The sequence below is a fragment of the Sinorhizobium sp. NG07B genome, from assembly GCF_002532005.1.
Taxonomy (GTDB): domain Bacteria; phylum Pseudomonadota; class Alphaproteobacteria; order Rhizobiales; family Rhizobiaceae; genus Sinorhizobium; species Sinorhizobium fredii_C.
Genome location: NZ_NWTD01000009.1, coordinates 89,397 through 107,567, shown reverse-complemented (window position 1 = coordinate 107,567; position 18,171 = coordinate 89,397). Strand labels below are relative to the sequence as shown.

Here is an 18,171-nt window from a genome sequence, read left to right as displayed (position 1 = left end):
CGACCAGGTTGTGGTCCGGCTCAGTTCCAGTCGATGCAGTAGCCAAGGAAACGCTTGGAATCGATCGGGTCGAAGCCGAGCTTCTTGCGTAACTTCTTGCGCAACTTGCTGATGTGGCTTTCGACGACGTTCTCTTCGACGTCTTCGTCAAAGATGCCGTAGATCGCATTGAAGATCTGCGACTTGGATACCCGCCGGCCGCGATTGGCGACGAGATATTCGAGAATGCGCCGCTCGCGGCGCGGCAGCGCGAAGACTTCGCCGTTAATCTCCGGGTCGCGGCCGTCGGCAAAGACGCGGATCGGGCCGATGTCGGTGTAGTTGGCAATGGCCTTCAGGCGCCGACGGATCGCCGCGACCCGTGCGAGGATTTCCCGCGGATGGACGGGCTTGCGAACGACATCGTCGACGCCGCAGTCGAACAGCGCCAGGGTGTTTTCGAGCGACGGCGTGTCGCTCATGGCGATCACCGGCGCCTGGGAGCGATCGCGGATCGCCCGCGGCAGGCTGAACGCGCTGTCGCCCTGCCCGATCAGGAACGCCTCTACCGCATCGATATCGGAATCGGCGGCGGTGTTCACCCACTCGCCGAACTCCTTGGGATCAAACCCGGTCGATGGAATGCCCTCGCGTCCGAAAAGCGACGCGTAGCCATCCTTCACAAGCTCTCTTTCATCAACCACCACGATCATTCGTCCGCCTCCGAATCAGTATGGGTGTCTTGCTGATTGAGAGGTACGAATCCGGGGATTCACGAACAACTAGAGGAAGTTAATGGGAGATTTTAATAGTTGATTAAGGAATGCGTGCCGATTTGATCTATATCTAGTATGTCCCTGTTAACGCTGACACTAAATTCGTGTGGAAAAGTTAACGCATGGCAACAAATAGCGCTTGCGATCACAATCTGTTCGCATTGTCGCCACAATGCGGCAGCGGCCCGAATATCACAACCTTCGATTGATTATTGACAAAACTGCGCCGCGTTCGGCGTCCACTTTCCATAGCCCGTGGCGACGAGGTTCGCGATGACCCTGCAGACATATTTCTTCTGCGCCGGATCGTTGTTCGGCCCGGCGTGATAGCGGGCGACCGCCATCGTCCAGCTCTCGTGTCTGGCGCGCAGATTGGAGAGGAAGCGCGCGGCATAGTCGACATTCCGCCTGGGATCAAGCATTTCCTCCGGAGAGCTGAAATGCTCGCCGTGGAAGTGATAATTGATCTGCATGCAGCCGAGATCGATGAGCTTCGCCCCTTGCGCCCGCGCCGCGCCGAATCGGCTGAGGACATCCTGAACGCTCGTGCCGAAATAAGCCTTGCCCTCGATGTTCATGGCATAGGGCTGGAGCGACCCCTTGCGGCCGGTCTCCGTCAGCCCGACCGAGTAGAGGATTCCCGTCGGAATACCGTATTTCGCCGCAGCCGACGCAATCTCGCGCTCGCAGATGCCGGTGCTCGCAAGGGCGCTACATGTAGACGTCACCAGTGCGAGAATGCTCAACGCCGCCAGACGCATCGTCCGTTCCATCATTGCCCCACCATGTCTCGGCCTGTGCCGCCGCGCCTCCGTCTTGCTGCTGACGTCCCTGCCCGCTGTCTCCGCCGGTGCGCTCGCCGCCCGACTGGCCAAGCTGGGCCTGCGTCTGCGGATGCGAACCGCTGCCGCTCGAAGCATCGCCGCCGGCATTGAACACGACGTTCACCTGATCGACAGCGAAGCCTTGGGCGCGCAAGGCCTTCACTATCTCGCTCTGGTCGTCGCGCAACTGACGGAAGGCCTCGCCTGTTTCCACCTTGAGATCGACCTGCAGTTCGTCGTCCTTCAGGCGCAGCGTGGCCGTGACCGTGCCGAGTTCGATCGGATGCATCTGGATCTTGAGCGTGTTCAGCGTCTTGCCGGCTTGGTTCGACGCCTCCGGCTGCGCCAGGAGGGGGCTCGACTGGAGCGCCTGTGCCCATTCGCCGTCACCGGCAATCGCGCCGGCCACGGCGGCGGAGTTTGTATTCATCGCCACCCCGAGATAGCGGCGCGCCTCGAGGACGGTCACCGTCTCGGCCCTGGCACTGGCTGATGAATTGCCGTTCTCGACGGCGGTCGCTTCGCCGCCCGCCGAAATGGTCATCGAGACCGCCTGCCCCTTGCCGTCGGCGCGAGCCAGGCGGAAGAGGCGGTCCGATCCTGCGTCACCTTGCTGTTCGGTCCGTGAACCGTCTTCCGCTGTGGCTTCCGACAGGATATTCGACATCTCGGCCGCCGGGCCGGCGGTGCGGTCGACTGCAGAACGCATCGTCTTGTCCGTGATCTCACCACCGGCGCTGTCGATCTGCATTGCCGCTGGCGCATTGCCGCCAAGCAAGGTCAGGAGGTCGCTGACAGGGCCGTTGGCCGGCGCGCCGGAGGCGGCATTGCTATTCGACATCTGATCGGACGCCCCGGAACTCTCCGCTGCGCCAGTCTCCACGAGGCTGTGATCTTTCGGGCTATCCGTGGCCGTCTTGTCTTCGGGATCGCCGGCCTCTTCTCCCGCGATGGAAGCCGCCGAAAACTGCCGGTTTCCTTTGTCCCGAACAACCTTGAGCTCGGAGGATTCCTGGCCTTCCAGCAGCGCGCCGTTCGGATCGCCCTGAGCATGGCCTGGCGCCGAAGGCGTCGATAGCCGCCCGGTTCCAGTGACGGCGGCGCTTGCGATCAAGATGCTTGGCTTGCGATTGCCGATGGTGAACTCGGTACCCGCCGTTTGGGCGCCGTCCGGAAGCGCGTCAACTGCATCCGATCCGGCGTCCTGAATTGCACCCTGGGCAGACGCCTTCTGGCGGCCGGCATCGGCGACCACGCTCTCGAAGGCCCCGGGCTCCCCGGCAACCTGCTCGTTGCCGCCCTGCCGGGACCCGGATCGGGTTCCCAGCGCCGCGGCGGGAGCACGGAACGTCTCTTCAAGTGGCCTCATAGTCCTTCCTCCGCAAGGAGCGCATCGATCTCCTTGATCTTCGAGCGCCCATTGGCCACGAAACCGTCGACAGCCGGATCGGATGCCGCAGCGTGTTCGGCGCCAGTCGGCGGCTCGCCACCCGGCGCGGGCGCCTTCTCGGACGGCGACGTATGGGCCGCGTCGGCAAAGGGGCTCATGCCGCTTCCCGTTTCCCCCGCTTCGCCGCCTTCGGTCTCAGGGCCAGGGGGTGTCTCCGGTATAGGCAAGGACGCTTGCGCGGGGCTTTCATCCTGCGGTAGTCGCACAACCTCTTCCGCAAGCGCCCTGGCGGCCTCCCTGAGGGCCCGGTCGCGCGGCGAGAGCTTGTCGTCCGGAATTGCCGCCAGCGTCTGTGCCGCCGTGAACACATCCTCGGAGGGTACGGCCGCGAGCCCCTCGTAGAAGCTCGCCAGCAGCAGCGATTGGCCGCCGCCGGCCCGTGCGAGCTCTTCGGCCCGGCCGGATGCCAGCCGCGCCAGCGTCTCGTTGCCGGCGATCGCTGCGCGCCTGGCGACGCGCAGATAGACCTCGCGTTGCCGCGCCTGATCCATGAAGCCGAGTATCTCGGCGACTCTCTTTTCGACCGCCTCGTCGAAATGCGCGACCGCCAGGTCGACGAAGACGTCGGCGAACTGGCTCGCATAGGGCGATGTCAAATAGCGGCGGGCATAGTTCAGCGCATAGCGGAAGCCCTTTTCCTGATCGCCTGCCTGGACCGCAAGCGAAACGGACCGGCGAAGCGCCGCCTCCTCTATGATCGTCCCGGGCGCCGTCAGACGCGCCCAGTCGTAATATCTCATCGCGGCGACCGGGTCCTGCTGCGACGAGGCGTTGCCGAGGATCAGAAACAGGTAGGGACCGACCCGGGAGTTCTTGTATTCGGGTGCCGCCTTGGAGAGGCTTTCGACGATCAACGGCCCCTTGCCGCGCAGATATTGCCTGAGGGAGTCGGTGACGCGGGCGTCGAAATTGCCCTCGATATCCCTGTCGGTGAGATATTCCAGCGTTTCCGGATTGCCGCCGCTCATCACGTAGACGAGCGCCGCATCGACGTTGCGGGGGTCGCGAAAAATCGCTTCGTCGGCCGCCCTCAGGCGCTTGTCGATCTCGCCTAGCATGAAACGCTGCATCTCGATCGCCGAGTGATCGCCGAGCACGACGGAATCCTGGACGTATTGAAGCGACCGGATCATCTTGAACGGCGCGAGCTCTTCCGTTTCGCTTGCGCGGGCCACGCCAAACGCGAGCGGAGCCGCAAGAACTGTTGTCGCCAGGATGGCGCAGAGCCGCTTCAGCATCTCTCTCAGCCCTGCCCCGCCTGCAGCAGGATCTCGATCCGCCGGTTGCCGGCGGCATAAGGATCGTTAGGCACCTGCAGGCGCCGGTCCGCAAAGCCGCTGATCTGATTAACGCGCTCTTCCTTGAGACCGCCGCGCACCAGCATGTAATAGGCGCTCTGGGCACGCGCCGCCGACAGCCGCCAGTTGTCATAGGTGCCGTCTTTGAACGGACGGCCATCCGTGTGGCCGCGGATCGCCACGGCGCCCTGGCGCTCGGCGAGCAGCTTGCCGATCTTTTCCATGGCAAGGACGAGCTCCTTGCCGGGAACGGCGGAACCCACCGCAAACATCGGCGCGTCCGTCTGCTCGCTGATCGTCACCAGCAGGCCGCCCTCGGAGGGCGTCACCACCAGTCCCTCGAGAAGCCGCCCGGCCTCGCCGCCGACCGCCTTTTCGATTTCGGCCTTCAGGGCCTCGGCCCGCTTCTTCTGCTCCTCTGCGTCCGCTTCCTTCTTGAGTGGCACTTCGCCCTTTGCAGTCTCGTCCGCGGTCTTCAGCGCCTCGCCGGCCTCCGGCTTCTCACCGGCATCGCTCTCGGGGCCGCGCCTCTCAGCCGCCGCGACGTCGCTTTCGGCCGCATCGCCGGCGTCCTTGACCTCGACCTGCTTGGTCCAGAAATCCGGATCAAACGGATCGCGATAGGCCTCGCCGCCGTCGGCACCGGTCGCCGGGCCCGACTGGGCGGCACCGCCCTCGCCCTTGGCACTGATATTGGCCTGCTGGCCGACCTCCTTGGCGATTTCGGAGAGAACCGAATAGGGGTTCTCGAAGAAGTCGGCGTCGGAATATTTGGTCTCCTCGCCCGAGGTTGCCGTCAGCTGGTCGCCGGTCTTGGCCGAGCCGCCGGACTTCGCCTGCTCGCCATCCGCCTTCGACCGCTGCTGCGTCTCGTCACCCTGCGCATCCTTGGCCGGATTCTTCAGGCCCTTTTCCGCGGGCTTCTGGTCGGTGAGCTGCACCGGATTGAAATAGGAAGCGATTGCCGCCTTCGTTTCCTCGTTGGCGGCGTTGATCAACCACATGACTAGGAAGAAGGCCATCATCGCCGTCATGAAGTCGGCATAGGCGATCTTCCAGCCGCCGCCGTGATGGCCGTCGTGTCCATCGCCGGAGCGCTTGACGATGATGATTTCGTTCTTGCCGTTGTGATGGCTTTCTTCGCTCATGCCAGAACCTTCCGCACGGTTTCGGACCAGGCCGCCATTCTGGTCACCAGAACCGCTTCGCCCAGCTCAACCGTCAGATCGATGTCGTCGGCAACGACGTGCCGGAAAACCAGAGTGTCGTCGTCGAGATGCTGTTTCAGCGCTTCGAAGAGCACCGGCGATCCCTTGACGGTGATGGTGAGCCCCTCTCCCGCGCCGATGCCCTGCCTGACCATCGCCGCCAGGTCTTCGACGGCGCGCTTGATGAGTGCCTCCTCCATGACCGGCGCGAGCACCCGCGCCGCCTGGTCGCCAAGCGCCAGGGCCAGCCGCTCGGTGATCTGGGAGAACCCGGCGGCGAGTTTCGAAGCTGTGTCTTCCGCCAGGCGATGCTTCACGGCATCGAGGTCCTCGGCGTGGCGCGCCTTGAGCTCGGCGATTTCCCGCTGATGCTCGAAGGCGAGCTCGGCGGCGGCCTCCGCGCGACCCTGCGCGAAAGCCTCGCGCCGCTCGGCATCGACGTCGAGTTCAGGCATGGCGGGCCTCTGGGCGGTCCGATCTTCGGCGGGGAAGTCCGCCTCGAGGTCCGGAAAATATTTCGGCGGCATGCGCGTGATTTCGATCTTCGGCGCGCTGAAATCCTTGAGATAACGGGAGAGCGACGCACTCATCGATGATCCCCCCGGCGGCTCGCAGCCAATGCCGGCGCACGTCCCCCGCCCGGCAGGGGGTGGCTCATGGTCCAGAAATCCAAAGCGCCTGACACGTCTATGATGTCTCCTTCGGCCCTTCCGCCCGAGACAGCGACAGGACCAGCATTCTCGATGCGCAACGGTTCGCGGTGGAGGACCCGAAGCGGGACCGGTGCAACGGCGACCAGGATCATCTTGGCCGGCAGCCGGCCGAGCAGACTGCGAGGAAAGGCTAGCCGGTCAAACTTGTGCGAAAATGAAGGTTGTTGGACCGCGCCAGGGCAACAGCGCGGTCCAACCAGTCCCGCCTGATGCCGATGACCGGCGGCACGGCGGAAGCGAAGATCTCGCTTACTCCTGGAACAATCTGAGGATGTTTTCGGAGTTGGTATTGGCGATCGACAGCGACTGGATGCCGAGCTGCTGCTGGGTCTGCAGCGCCTTCAGGCGCGTCGACTCCTCGTTCATGTCGGCGTCCACGAGTCGGCCGACACCCTTGTCGATCACATCCATGAGGTTGGCGACGAAGTTTTCCTGCATCTCGATGCGGCTGGTGATCGCGCCGAGCGTCGCGGCGGAATCGGTCAGCTGGCTGATGAGCTCGTCGACGACGCTGATCATGTCGTCCAACTCGTTATCGGTAGTCGTTTCGGAAAGCGCGATTTCCGTTCCGGTCGGCGGGCTGCCGGCGTCGATCAGGTAATATTCGCGCGCCGTTCCCGTCGGGCTAGAGGCAAGCGCATCCGCATCCACCGCCATCGTCAGCAAGCCGGCGCTTGCATCCTGGACGTCGACGAGAATTGAGCCCGAGGTGTCGTAATCAAGCGTCGTAACCGAGACACTGCCATCCGCGCTGCGATTGAAGGAGGCGACGATGGATTTCGTGCCAACCGCCGTAGCCGCGTCGTTGTAGAGCCAGTTCTCACCCGAGAAGGATGCCGACTGGGCGGCCGAAACGAGCTGGTCCTTGAGCTGAGCGAGCTCCTTGTCGATCTTGCTCTTGTCGACGCCGGGTTCGCGTGCCGCGACCAGCTTCGCCTTCACCTCGCTCATCAGCTCGATGACGGTATCCAAGGCCGCATAGGCGGTGTCGACCTTGGCCGCGCCCAGGCCAAGCGCGTCCTGGACCGTCGAAAGCGCCGCATTGTCCGAGCGCATCGTCGTCGCGATGGACCAATAGGCGGCGTTGTCGGCGGCAGTCTCGACGCGGTAGCCGGAGGACACGCGGCTCTGGGTCTCGTCCAGGTTTCTGTTGATCGAACGCAAAGTCTGCAATGCCGCCATCGCGGCAGCGTTGGTCATGATGCTGGTCATTGGCTATCGCCCCTGTCGATGGGAGATCGAAGACATTCCGGGTGGGAACCGGCAGGGATGGTGCGGCGTCATGCGCGCTGTCACCGTTTTGCCCTGGGTGACAGACCATCGTGCTTAACAAAGCGTTAACGGGAAATGGTTAACAAATGGTTAACGCGGTTAACCGCTTGTTAAGGCGGGTGAAGAAAAGGTTACTTCACCGTTCGAGTACTGGGGACATCGACAACGACAAAAGGCCGCGCAATAGTGGCGCGGCCTTGCGAAGATAGTGTGCTTGGAGCCTCAGAAGGCTGCGGACCAGTCCTACTGGCGGAAGAGTTGGAGGATGTTTTCCGAATTGGTGTTGGCAATCGACAGCGACTGGACGGCGAGCTGCTGCTGCGTCTGCAGGGCCTTCAGGCGAGTCGATTCCTCGTTCATGTCGGCATCGACGAGGCGTCCGATGCCCGAGTCGATCGAGTCGGTCAGCGCCGCGACGAACTCCTCCTGAAGGCCGATGCGCATGGAGATCGAGCCGAGTTCCGAGGCCGCGCTGGTCATCGCCTGGAGGCCATCTTCGACGAGCGTCAGAGCTTCGGCCATTTCGGCGGTGTCGAAGCCGGTGATATCGAGAGCATAAATAGAGACGCCGATCGTCGCACCACCGGTGGTGCCGAGAATGCCGTTGGTGTCCACGATGGCGCCGGCGCCATCACCGCCGAAGAGCAGATTGCCCGTCGCCGTATCGTCGAGTGTATAGGCTGTGGTCTTCACCGAAACGGTACCATCGGAGGCGCGCACGAAGCCCGAGACCACGCTCTTGACGGCCGCGTCGCCGGCAACCCAGTTTTCGCCGCTGAAGGAGGCAGACTCAGCGATCGACATCAGTTGCTCCTGCAACTGGTCGATTTCTTCCTGGATCTTCGTCTTGTCGACACCTTCTTCGGTGGCGGCGACGATTTTCGACTTGATTTCCTTGACGACTTCGATGGCGCTTTCCATCGCGGCATAGGAGGTATCGACCTTGGCAGCCCCAAGTCCGAGCGCGTCCTGGACGGCGGAAAGCGCCATGTTATCGGAACGCATGGTGGTGGCAATTGACCAGTATGCGGCATTGTCGGCTGCCTCGCCGACGCGCAACCCTGATGAAACCCGGCCCTGCGTCGTCTCCATATTGTCGTCGATCGCGCGGAGGGTCTGAAGTGCGGCCATCGCCGCCGTGTTCGTCAGGATGCTGGTCATGGTCTGCTCGCCCCTCGAATGGCATTAGAATGAATTGAGCATTCCGGATTGCCGCCGGGACGAATGATCGGCTTCATGCCTGTTAACCCGCTGGTCACCTTGGTTAACTCATTGTTTCGGTGCGGCCAGCTAACGGGAACATGGTTAACAAAATCTAAAGGCGAGTTAACAAAATTAACAAAACCTAACAATTTCCTTGCGCTGGAGCCCAAATGCGCGAAAGCCGCGCCTTTCGCAAGGCGCGGCTTTCTGAAGTGGCTCGACCTATGAGGGAACGAGTGATCCCTGGTCCGGTTCCGTCGATTAACGGAAGAGCTGGAGAACGTTCTCCGAGTTGCTGTTGGCGATCGACAGCGACTGGACGGCGAGCTGCTGCTGCGTCTGCAGGGCCTTGAGGCGGGTCGATTCCTCGTTCATGTCGGCATCGACGAGGCGGCCAACGCCGGAGTCGATCGAGTCGGACAGCTTCGCGACAAAATCTTCCTGCAAGCCGATGCGCATGGAGATCGAGCCGAGCTCAGCAGCAGCGCTGGTCATGGCCGAGAGTGCATCGTCCACATCCGACAGCACGTCATTCATGTCCGCCGTCGCCAGAGCGCTGATATCCAGCGAGTAGACAGCGTAGCCGCCGGCGGAAGCGCCGGCGGTACCCAGGATGCCGGTTGCCGTATCGAGAGCACCCGTGCCGTCGTCGCTGAACAGCAGGTTGCCGCCGGTGACGCCATCGACAAGCGCATAGCTCGTCGTCTTGACGGAGACGGTGCTGTCGGAGGCACGGACGAAGCCGGACACGACGGTCACAGTGTTGCCGGCGACGCCGCCGATCCAGTTCTCACCGCTGAACGAAGCGGATTCGGCGATCGACAGCAGCTGTTCCTGAAGCTGATCGATCTCTTCCTGGACCTTGGCCTTGTCGACGCCTTCTTCAGTTGCGGTCACGACCTTGGCCTTGATTTCCTTCACGACTTCGATGGCGGATTCCATACCGGCATAGGCGGTGTCGACCTTGGCGGCGCCGAGGCCGAGGGCGTCCTGGACGGCGGAGAGCGCCATGTTGTCGGAGCGCATCGTGGTCGCGATCGACCAGTAGGCAGCGTTGTCCGAAGCCTCGCCGACGCGCAGGCCGGAAGAGACGCGGCCCTGGGTCGTTTCCATGTTGTTGCCGATGCTCCGCAGCGTTTCAAGTGCGGACATGGCTGCGATGTTGGTAAGAATGCTTGTCATTTCTGAGTGCCCCTTAGTGGCTGATTAAGAAGGGACATTCCGGAGTACGCCGGCAAGCGACGGTCAGCATCATGCCTGCTAACCAGTTAATTTTGTTGGTTAACCCGCCGTTTCGATGGTGCTAGGAAACAGCAAGATGGTTAAGGAATGCTGAAGTGGAATAAAAAATACGAAAAAGCCGCGACCGGCTTCGGTCGCGGCTCTTTTCCAGCGTTGCGGCACGGTCAGCCCCCGTGCCGGTTCGCCGATTAGCGGAAGAGCGACAGGATGTTCTGCGAGTCGGAGTTGGCGATCGACAGGGCCTGGATCGCAAGCTGCTGCTGCGTCTGCAGGGCCTTCAGGCGGGTCGACTCCTCGTTCATGTCGGCGTCGACAAGGCGGCCGATACCGTTTTCGATCGAGTCGCTGAGTTCGGAAACGAAGTCAGCCTGCAGATCGATGCGGGTCGACATCGAACCGAGCGAAGAGGCAGCGCTGGTCATCGCGGTGAGCGCGTCTTCGACGTCGGAGAGCGCTTCTCCGAGCGCGGTCGCGTCCATTGCAGAGATATCGAGGCCGTAGACATTGTTGCCGTTGGTGCCGTCGGTGCCGAGGATGCCGGTCGCGGTGTCGAGACCACCGGCGCCATCGTCGGCGAAGAGGAGCGTACCGTCAGCCGCATCAGTAAGGGCATAGCTGGACGTCTTGATCGAGACGGTGCCGTCCGAAGCGCGGACAAAGCCGGTGACGACGGTCTTGGTCGCTGCCTCGCCGGCAATCCAGTTTTCGCCGTTGAACGAGGCCGATTCCGCAATGCTCAGGAGCTGGTCCTGAAGCTGGTCGATTTCTTCCTGGACCTTTGCGCCGTCGACACCTTCTTCCGTTGCGGCGACGATCTTCGCCTTGATTTCCTTGACGACATCGATGGCCGCTTCCATACCGGCGTAAGCGGTATCGACCTTGGCGGCGCCCATGCCGAGCGCGTCGGTGACCGACGAAAGAGCTGCGTTGTCAGAACGCATGGTGGTCGCGATCGACCAGTAAGCGGCGTTGTCAGAAGCAGAGCCGACGCGCATGCCCGTGGAAATGCGGTTCTGCGTGTCTTCCATGCTGGAAGAAATGGAACGCAGGGTCTGGAGAGCGGCGGTTGCCGAGCTGTTGGTGAGAATGCTTGCCATAATCGTTGTCCCTTTTACGAAATACTTTTGGGGGGACATACCGGGCTGAAGAGGTTACCGGTCACGACGATCCGGCATCATGCCACTCGGTTCCGCTCAGCTCGTGAAGGACACCAAACCCGTCGTGTGAGGACGAAATTCGCAGCCATTTCTTGCCAACACCTTAATCGGCGAGGCATCCCGAAGGCGACGCTAGAACGTAGTGAATCGCGCGTGAAATCCTATACTTAACGGACTGTTGCGGGGTCCCGGAAATGTCTTGACGAGGGACGCCGAGGCGGGCTCAGGTGAAGGAGCGCACCAGGCTGCCGACGAGCAGGTTCCAGCCGTCGATCAGCACGAAGAACAGGATCTTGAAGGGCAGCGAGATCGAGGTCGGCGGCAGCATCATCATGCCCATCGCCATGGTGATGGTGGAGACGATGAGATCGATGACCAGGAAAGGCAGCATGATCAGAAAGCCGATCTCGAAGCCGCGGCGGATCTCCGAGATCATGAAGGCTGGCACGACGGCGCGCAGATCCACTTTGTCGTCGACGACGACCGTCTGGCCCTTTTCTCGGGCGATGTCGATGAAGAGCTGCAGGTCCTTGTCGCGGGTGTTGGCGAGCATGAACTCGCGGAACGGTTCCGACACCCGCGTCAGCGCCTCGGTCTCGGAGATCTCGTTCTTCAGGAGCGGATCGATGCCGTCGCGCCAGGCGCGGTCGAAGGTCGGCGCCATGACGTAGAAGGTCATGAACAGCGCCAGCGACACCATGATCATGTTCGACGGCGTGGTCGCAAGCCCCATGCCGGAGCGCAGGATCGCAAAGGCGATGACGAAGCGTGGAAAGCTCGTCACCATGATCAGGATACCCGGTGCGACCGAAAGGACGGTCAGGAGCCCGAAGGTGCGGATGATCCAGGAGGCGACCGAACCGTCGACCTGCGTGTTCAGAATATCGGCGGGAAAGCTCTGGGCCCCGGCAATTCCCGACATCGCCATCATGGCGATTATAAAGGCAGTAGTCCGGAGCATCAGCGAATCATTGGATGACGAAGGTTCGGAACATCACATTGGTTACGCGCCCGTCGGAGCGCAGGTCAACCCGTTCCCGGATGTCATCCCGGAGATATTGAAAGCCGCGCGGCCCCTGAATTTGCTGCAGCGACAGGGTCTTCAGATAGGCCGCGATGTCCTGGTGGATTTCTTCGGCGAGCGCGACGTCGGGCGCGCCCTTGAACTGCAGCGCGACCTCGATGCGGACCCAGTTTTCGGCCGGGTAGGCAAGGTTGGTGGTGATCGGCTGGAGTTGGACGATACCGTTGGCTTCGGTGGCGATCTTCGGAAGCCCCTCCTCGCCGGTGGCGTGCTCAGGCAGTTCGGCGGCAGCCTCCGGCTTCTTCGCCGGTGGCGGGGCCAGAAGGGCGCCGACGAACCAGCCGCCGCCGCCGGCGACGAGCGTCAGCACGGCGACCGCGGCAATGGTCATGACCAGCGACGGGGATTTCGGTTCTTTAGTGTCGGTTTCTTCCATCGTGCCGCTCCGTTCCGGTACTGGATGTCACCCGATCAGATCGGCGAGACGAGATCCACGACCTGCTGGCCCCATGGCGGCTGCTGCACTTCCATCAGCCGGCCGCGGCCGCCATAGGAGATGCGGGCCTCGGCAATGCGGTCATAGGAGATGATATTGTCCGCATCGACATCCCGCGGCCGGACGATGCCGGCGACGTTGAGGATGCGCAATTCGTGGTTGACGCGCACTTCCTGCGAACCGCTGATCAGCAGGTTGCCGTTTTCAAGCACCCCGGTGACCACGGCCGCGACGAGCAGCCGGAGCTTTTCGGAGCGCTCGGTCTTGCCGTCCCCTTCGGTCTTGGTGTTCGATCCGTATTTGAGATTGCCGGACCATTCGAAGTCGCTGGTCTGCGATTCGCCAGCGGCGCCGAGATTGAAGCCGCTGGAATTGGTGCGGCTGCGGTCTGTCTCGTTGTTGAAGGACGCCTTGTCGTCGATCTGGATGTCGACGGTCAAAATATCGCCGACATTGATGGCGCGGGCGTCCTTGAAGAGAGCGGCCTGCTGGTCGTTCCACAGCGAATAGCCGGCGGTCATCTGATGCGGCTGTTTCGGATAACTGGCGAGCTGCGGCGTCTGGGTGTATTGCAGGCCGCTGCCGATCGGGCTCATCGACGGCGCCTGGCCGATCTCCTTGAACGCCTGATTCTGACATCCTGCAAGGAGGCTTGCGGCCAGAAGGGCCGTCAGTTGCAGTCTCATGATGGCTCCTTCGAGGTGTTCGGGTCGCTGGCGCTGGAAATGATGTTGGTGAGCACCGCGGCCTTTTCGTCGCTCATCTCGCTGAGGATCAGCGAGGACTGGCGCGCCGGCAGCTTCATGACGATCGCAGCGGCGATCTCTGGGCGCACCATCTCGAGCTTGCCGGCGGCCGCATCGGGCTTCATCGTCTTGTAGATATCGACGAGCCCGAGTTCCGCCTGCTTCAGAAAATCGTTGCGGCGTTTCAGCCAGTCCTCGTATTCGGCCCGGCGCTTTTCCAGCGCCGCGATGCGTTCGTCGACACTCGCCTGCAAGGTTTCAAGGTCCTTGCGCTGCAGCAGATAGCGCTGGTCCCGCGCCGCGTCGGCGATATTGGTGCAGAACTGCTGGATTTCGTTCGTTGCACCGTTTTCGACCGGCGGCGCGGTGACGTCCTGTGCGAAGGCGCCCGGCATTGTCAGCATCAGCGTAGCCGCGGCCGCGGCCACGAGCGTGCGGCGAGATGTGCCGAGAAGATGGGAGAGAGTTCCGGTCATTGCAGCACAAGCTCCGCCTGTAGGGCTCCCGCCGTCTTTATGCTCTGCAGGATCGCGATGATTCCGTCCGGCTTGACGCCGATGCTGTTGAGGCCCGCGACCAGCGAGCGAAGGCTCGACCCGTTGAGGATCGCGACGGTGCCGCCGTCCGCCTGCGCCTCGATCGTGGTATTCGGCTCGACCGCCGTCTCGCCGCGCGAGAAGGGCGCCGGCTGCACCACCGTCGGCGTTTCGGTCACCTGCACCGTCAGCGTGCCGTAACTGACCGCGACTTCGTTGACGCGCACATCCTGGCCGATGACGATCGTGCCCGTCCGCTCGTTGATAACGACGCGCGCGGGCACGTCCGTCTCGACGACGAGATTCTCGATATCGGCCATCAGCCGGGCGAGGTCGGCCATTTTTGGCTTCTGGACGAGGACCGACTGCGAGTCCAAGGCTTCGGCGATGCGGCCGCCGAACTGCGCGGCGGCAAACTTGTTGATCGCCGCCGCCATGCCGACGGCGGTGGAAAAGTCCGGATTGCGCAATTGCAGCACCAGGTTGAAGCCGTCCTTGAATTTCGACGGCAGCTCACGCTCGATGATCGCGCCGTTCGGAACGCGGCCGGCCGTGGTCACGCCCTGCGACAGAGCGGCCGCGTCGCCCTGGGCGCTGAAGCCGGTGACGACGATCGAGCCCTGGGCCACCGCATAAATCTGCCCGTCGGCACCCGAAAGCGACGTCATGACCAGCGTGCCGCCTCGCAGCGACGTCGCGTCGCCAAGCGAACCGACGGTGACGTCGACGCGGCTGCCGGGACTTGCGAAGGGCGGCAGCGTCGCGGTAACGAGGACCGCTGCGACGTTGCGCGTCCGAGACTCGCCGCCCTGGGTCGAGATGCCGAGATTTTGCAGCATGGCGCGGATCGACTGGTCGGTGAACGGCGAGGAGCGCAGGCTGTCGCCGGATCCCTGCAGCCCGACCACCAAGCCATAACCGATCAGCTGGTTGTCCCGACCGGCCTGCAGCGAGGCCACGTCCTTGATGCGCGACGCGGCATAGGCGGGCGTCAATGTCGCCGCGAACAGCAAGGACACGGTCAGCAACCACTTACAAATGCGCACCATCATTTCGCCACCACATGGATCGTGCCGTCGGCCATCACCGTCCCCGACACAATGACACCGCTATCGATGTTGCGGGCGCGGATCAGTTCGCCGATCGCTGCGTCTTCAAGCGGCGAGCCGGCGGCGGTGATCGTCAGCCCGCCCTTGTTGAAGATCAGCCGAACCGTCGAGCCGCGCTCGACCGCGTATCGGTCGCGCAGCGCCGAGGTGAGGATCACCCGTCCCGGCAGAAGCGTGCGCTTCGTCACCTTGCCCTCGACCTCTTCAAGCGACCCGACATAGCCGTCGGTGATATCCGGATTGGTCACGTCGACAACTTCCAGCATGCTCGCCTCGATGGTTTCGCCGGGATAGATGGTCTGCTTCGGGATGACGGCGGTCGGCTGCTGTGCGGCAGCGAGCCCCGGCGACAGCAGCGCGGCGGCGATCGCCGCAGATGCGAGCGATCGCATCAAGCGCGCTTTGCGGCTCTCGACTGCTACCCTTGCGGCGGATCGGCGAAACATCATGTTTGCCCCTCTTCCCGTTACCTGAGGTTCTTGCTCACCGTGGCGGCCATTTCGTCTGCGGCCTGGATGACCTTGGAGTTCATTTCGTAGGCGCGCTGGGCCGAGATCAGGTCGGTGATTTCCTTGACCGGATCGACGTTGGACGATTCCAGATAGCCCTGCTTGACCTGCGCGAAGCCGGGGTCGGCCGGCGTGCCGACGATCGGCTCGCCGGATGCCGCGGTCTGCTTGAAGAGGTTTTCGCCCTGCGGCTCCAGTCCGGCTTCGTTGACGAAATTGGCAATCGTCAGCTGGCCGATTTCCTGAGTCTCGGTCGCGTCGCCGATCCGGACGAGGACCTGTCCGGACGCGGAGACGGTGATCTCGGTCGCGTCCTGCGGCACGGTAATGCCGGGAACCACCGTATAGCCGTCGATGGTGACGAGCTGGCCGGTGGCATTGGTGTTGAAGGCGCCCGAGCGGGTATAGACCGTTTCGCCATTGGGCGTTTCGACCTGGAACCAGCCGCGGCCGACAAGCGCAAGGTCGAGATCGTTGCTGGTGTTGACCAGGCTGCCCTGGACATGGAGGTTGCGGACGGCGGCCGTCTGGACGCCGAGGCCGACGATCGCACCTTCCGGCACGATTGCCTGGTTGGAGCGGTTCGGCACGCCCTGGGCGCGCTCCGTCTGGTAGAGCAGGTCCGAAAATTCCGCGCGCGCCCGCTTGTAACCGGTCGTGTTGATGTTGGCGATGTTGTTGGCGATGACTTCAAGGTTCAGCTGCTGGGCGTTCATGCCCGTGGCGGCGATGGAAAGGGCCTTCATGTCACGTTCCTTCAGATCTGCATGCGGGCGATTTCGAGATAGGCGGTAACGACCTTGTCGCGGATGGCGATCGCGGTCTGCAGCGACTGTTCCGCGCTCATCACCGCATCGACGACCTCACGCGTGTTCGCCTCGCCGCGGATCGCCTGCAGCGACACCCCTTCCGCCGATTTCATCGAGCGGATGGCGTCCGTGGTCATGTTGCCGAGGACTTCGGCGAAGCTCTGCGATTGCGGAGCGGCAGCTGCGGCACCCGGCAGGAAAAGCGCGGTCGAGGCGGTCGGGCTGGTGCCTTCGGCCTCGTTCAGGTTCGAAAACGCGCCGACGGACTGAATTGCATCGATCATTATTGCGAAGCCCTCAACAGGTCGATTGTCTGGGAGATGAGATCGCGGGACTGTTTGATGGTCTGCAGGTTGGCCTCGTAGGCGCGATTGGCTTCGCGCATGTCCGCCATCTCGATCAGGACGTTGACATTCGGCATTTTCACCATGCCCTTCTCATCGGCCGCCGGGTTGCCGGGGTCGAACTCGATGCTGAAATTCGAATCGTCGGTGCCGAGCCGCTGGATTTCGACAAGCGACGCGCCGCTCGCCCGGTCGACTTCCGCGGCGAAGGAAATCGTCTTGCGGCGATAGGGGTCGGCGCCGGGCACGTCGCCGGTGGAGCGGGCGTTGGCGATGTTTTCGGAAACGACGCGCAACCGCGTCGATTCCGCCTGCAGGCCCGAAGCCGAAACCTTGAGTGCCGAGGTCAAAGGATCCATGGGTGTTATTTCCGTACCGTCATGAGCATCATCCGGTGAAAGGACTTCACCAACCCGGAATTGAGTTCGTAGTCGCGCTTGATTTCGCCCGTTTTCATCATTTCCTGCTCGATCGCGACGGTATTGCCGGACTGCTGCACCGCGACATCGTCGATCATGCTGACCTCGGTCACCTGCGCGGCATCGGGGCTTTCGGTGAAATGGGCGCGATGGGTCGCCGCCATCTGGATGCCGGTGTTCTGGAGCACGGTTTCGAAGGGCTGGACGTCCTTGGCCTGGTAATGCGGCGTATTGGCATTGGCGATGTTGCCGGCAACGACATTCTGGCGGACCGTCAACCATTGGGCCTGGCGCGACGCGAGTTCGAAAAGTTGAATCGGATCCATCGAATACTCCTCATGAGATGAGGAGGACCCTAGGCGGGTAATCTTGCGTGGGACTTGTCGAGAAACCGGGATAAGGAACCAAGAGCGACGAATTCTCGCCGAGGCTTTTTGGCGGCGAAGCGCCGCCTCGCAGATACTGCCGTACGCGGCAGCTCCGAGGCGAGATGCAGCGTAGCGCTCTATCTGGACTCGACGACCTCGCCCTTGGAGGTGATCATCACCCAGCGGCCGTTGCGCTCTTCGAAGGTGGCAAGCCGGCTGTTGTCCGGCAGGACCGAACCGACCCGGACGATATACATGCCGGTGGCGTCCTCGATGAGCGCTCTTCCATTGGCGACGTGCATCAGCTTGAAGCCAGACGGCTCGGGAAAGGGCTGTTCCAGGCCGGCTTCCGGCTCATGTGCGGCCGCCGCCGGTTGATGCTCCAGCCCGGGTACAGTCGCCGTCGTCAGCCGGTCGATCGCCGCGGCGGTCTCCTTGTCCATGTCGGTCATCGCCAGCGGCGAAACCGATACAACGCCGCGGCCGGGGCGCTCCGGCAGATCCCGCGTCGTTCCCTGCCAGAGCGGCGGGATCGAGAACTGATCCTGGTGCAGGAAGGCGTACCAGGGGAAGAAGGTCGCAAAGGCGGCCATGGCCAACCCGATCGCGCCGAGAACCTTGTCGGTCAACGGCATCTTGGCGTCGCGCCGGCGCTGATGGACGATTTCGTCCGCTTCGTTGTCGGTCAT

At 62.8% G+C, this 18,171-nt stretch carries 21 protein-coding genes; all 21 read right to left on the bottom strand.

The window, feature by feature from the left end; genetic code table 11:
• Positions 1-20 precede the first annotated feature (20 nt).
• Positions 21-692, bottom strand: a complete 672-nt coding sequence (locus tag CO664_RS23600) for a response regulator transcription factor (RefSeq protein ID WP_037423941.1) — start codon at positions 690-692, stop codon at positions 21-23.
• A 272-nt stretch (positions 693-964) separates the two neighbouring features.
• A complete protein-coding gene (locus CO664_RS23595; protein WP_037423938.1) occupies positions 965-1,516 on the bottom strand; it encodes a lytic transglycosylase domain-containing protein in 552 nt (183 codons plus the stop codon).
• Positions 1,467-2,948, bottom strand: coding sequence for a flagellar hook-length control protein FliK (locus tag CO664_RS23590; protein ID WP_097540079.1), 1,482 nt, complete (start codon positions 2,946-2,948; stop codon positions 1,467-1,469). The genes CO664_RS23595 and CO664_RS23590 overlap by 50 nt, the downstream gene beginning before the upstream one ends.
• Positions 2,945-4,267: a chemotaxis protein MotC gene (gene motC, locus CO664_RS23585; protein ID WP_097540078.1), complete on the bottom strand. Its 1,323-nt coding sequence runs from the start codon at positions 4,265-4,267 to the stop codon at positions 2,945-2,947. Before motC ends, CO664_RS23590 begins: the two co-directional genes overlap by 4 nt.
• A gap of 5 nt (positions 4,268-4,272) precedes the next feature.
• Positions 4,273-5,475: a MotB family protein gene (locus CO664_RS23580; RefSeq protein ID WP_097540077.1), complete on the bottom strand. Its 1,203-nt coding sequence runs from the start codon at positions 5,473-5,475 to the stop codon at positions 4,273-4,275.
• A complete protein-coding gene (locus CO664_RS23575) occupies positions 5,472-6,125 on the bottom strand; it encodes a hypothetical protein (RefSeq protein WP_097527273.1) in 654 nt (217 codons plus the stop codon). The genes CO664_RS23580 and CO664_RS23575 overlap by 4 nt, the downstream gene beginning before the upstream one ends.
• Before the next feature lie 372 nt (positions 6,126-6,497).
• On the bottom strand, positions 6,498-7,460 hold the full coding sequence (locus CO664_RS23570) for a flagellin (protein ID WP_097540076.1): 963 nt from the start codon (positions 7,458-7,460) through the stop codon (positions 6,498-6,500).
• A 303-nt stretch (positions 7,461-7,763) separates the two neighbouring features.
• A complete protein-coding gene (locus CO664_RS23565; protein WP_037423920.1) occupies positions 7,764-8,681 on the bottom strand; it encodes a flagellin in 918 nt (305 codons plus the stop codon).
• Between the two features lie 303 nt (positions 8,682-8,984).
• Positions 8,985-9,905, bottom strand: coding sequence for a flagellin (locus tag CO664_RS23560; RefSeq protein WP_037423917.1), 921 nt, complete (start codon positions 9,903-9,905; stop codon positions 8,985-8,987).
• A 248-nt stretch (positions 9,906-10,153) separates the two neighbouring features.
• The gene (locus tag CO664_RS23555) at positions 10,154-11,062 is read right to left on the bottom strand and encodes a flagellin (RefSeq protein WP_014761109.1); all 909 of its coding nucleotides are present in this window, start codon (positions 11,060-11,062) and stop codon (positions 10,154-10,156) included.
• Between the two features lie 283 nt (positions 11,063-11,345).
• Positions 11,346-12,083 carry a flagellar type III secretion system pore protein FliP gene (gene fliP, locus CO664_RS23550; protein WP_097540075.1) on the bottom strand — a complete coding sequence of 246 codons (738 nt, stop codon included), beginning with the start codon at positions 12,081-12,083 and terminating at the stop codon, positions 11,346-11,348.
• A 7-nt stretch (positions 12,084-12,090) separates the two neighbouring features.
• On the bottom strand, positions 12,091-12,582 hold the full coding sequence (locus CO664_RS23545) for a flagellar basal body-associated FliL family protein (protein WP_097540074.1): 492 nt from the start codon (positions 12,580-12,582) through the stop codon (positions 12,091-12,093).
• A 35-nt stretch (positions 12,583-12,617) separates the two neighbouring features.
• Positions 12,618-13,328 carry a flagellar basal body L-ring protein FlgH gene (flgH, locus tag CO664_RS23540; RefSeq protein ID WP_037423909.1) on the bottom strand — a complete coding sequence of 237 codons (711 nt, stop codon included), beginning with the start codon at positions 13,326-13,328 and terminating at the stop codon, positions 12,618-12,620.
• Positions 13,325-13,864 (bottom strand): MotE family protein, encoded by a 540-nt coding sequence (locus CO664_RS23535; protein WP_037423907.1) that lies wholly within the window; start codon positions 13,862-13,864, stop codon positions 13,325-13,327. The genes flgH and CO664_RS23535 overlap by 4 nt, the downstream gene beginning before the upstream one ends.
• Positions 13,861-14,976, bottom strand: coding sequence for a flagellar basal body P-ring protein FlgI (locus CO664_RS23530; protein WP_097540073.1), 1,116 nt, complete (start codon positions 14,974-14,976; stop codon positions 13,861-13,863). The genes CO664_RS23535 and CO664_RS23530 overlap by 4 nt, the downstream gene beginning before the upstream one ends.
• The gene (gene flgA, locus CO664_RS23525) at positions 14,973-15,482 is read right to left on the bottom strand and encodes a flagellar basal body P-ring formation chaperone FlgA (RefSeq protein ID WP_082912413.1); all 510 of its coding nucleotides are present in this window, start codon (positions 15,480-15,482) and stop codon (positions 14,973-14,975) included. Before flgA ends, CO664_RS23530 begins: the two co-directional genes overlap by 4 nt.
• A gap of 17 nt (positions 15,483-15,499) precedes the next feature.
• Entirely contained in the window at positions 15,500-16,288 is a 789-nt protein-coding gene (gene flgG / locus CO664_RS23520) for a flagellar basal-body rod protein FlgG (protein WP_014761102.1), read from the bottom strand.
• Positions 16,289-16,299: 11 nt separating this feature from the next.
• Positions 16,300-16,635, bottom strand: a complete 336-nt coding sequence (locus tag CO664_RS23515) for a flagellar hook-basal body complex protein FliE (RefSeq protein WP_097540072.1) — start codon at positions 16,633-16,635, stop codon at positions 16,300-16,302.
• The gene (gene flgC / locus CO664_RS23510; RefSeq protein ID WP_064253875.1) at positions 16,635-17,054 is read right to left on the bottom strand and encodes a flagellar basal body rod protein FlgC; all 420 of its coding nucleotides are present in this window, start codon (positions 17,052-17,054) and stop codon (positions 16,635-16,637) included. The genes CO664_RS23515 and flgC overlap by 1 nt, the downstream gene beginning before the upstream one ends.
• Before the next feature lie 5 nt (positions 17,055-17,059).
• Complete coding sequence (gene flgB, locus CO664_RS23505; protein WP_037378607.1) at positions 17,060-17,440, bottom strand: flagellar basal body rod protein FlgB; 381 nt, start codon at positions 17,438-17,440, stop codon at positions 17,060-17,062.
• 179 nt (positions 17,441-17,619) lie between these two features.
• The gene (locus CO664_RS23500; protein WP_097540071.1) at positions 17,620-18,171 is read right to left on the bottom strand and encodes a flagellar protein; all 552 of its coding nucleotides are present in this window, start codon (positions 18,169-18,171) and stop codon (positions 17,620-17,622) included.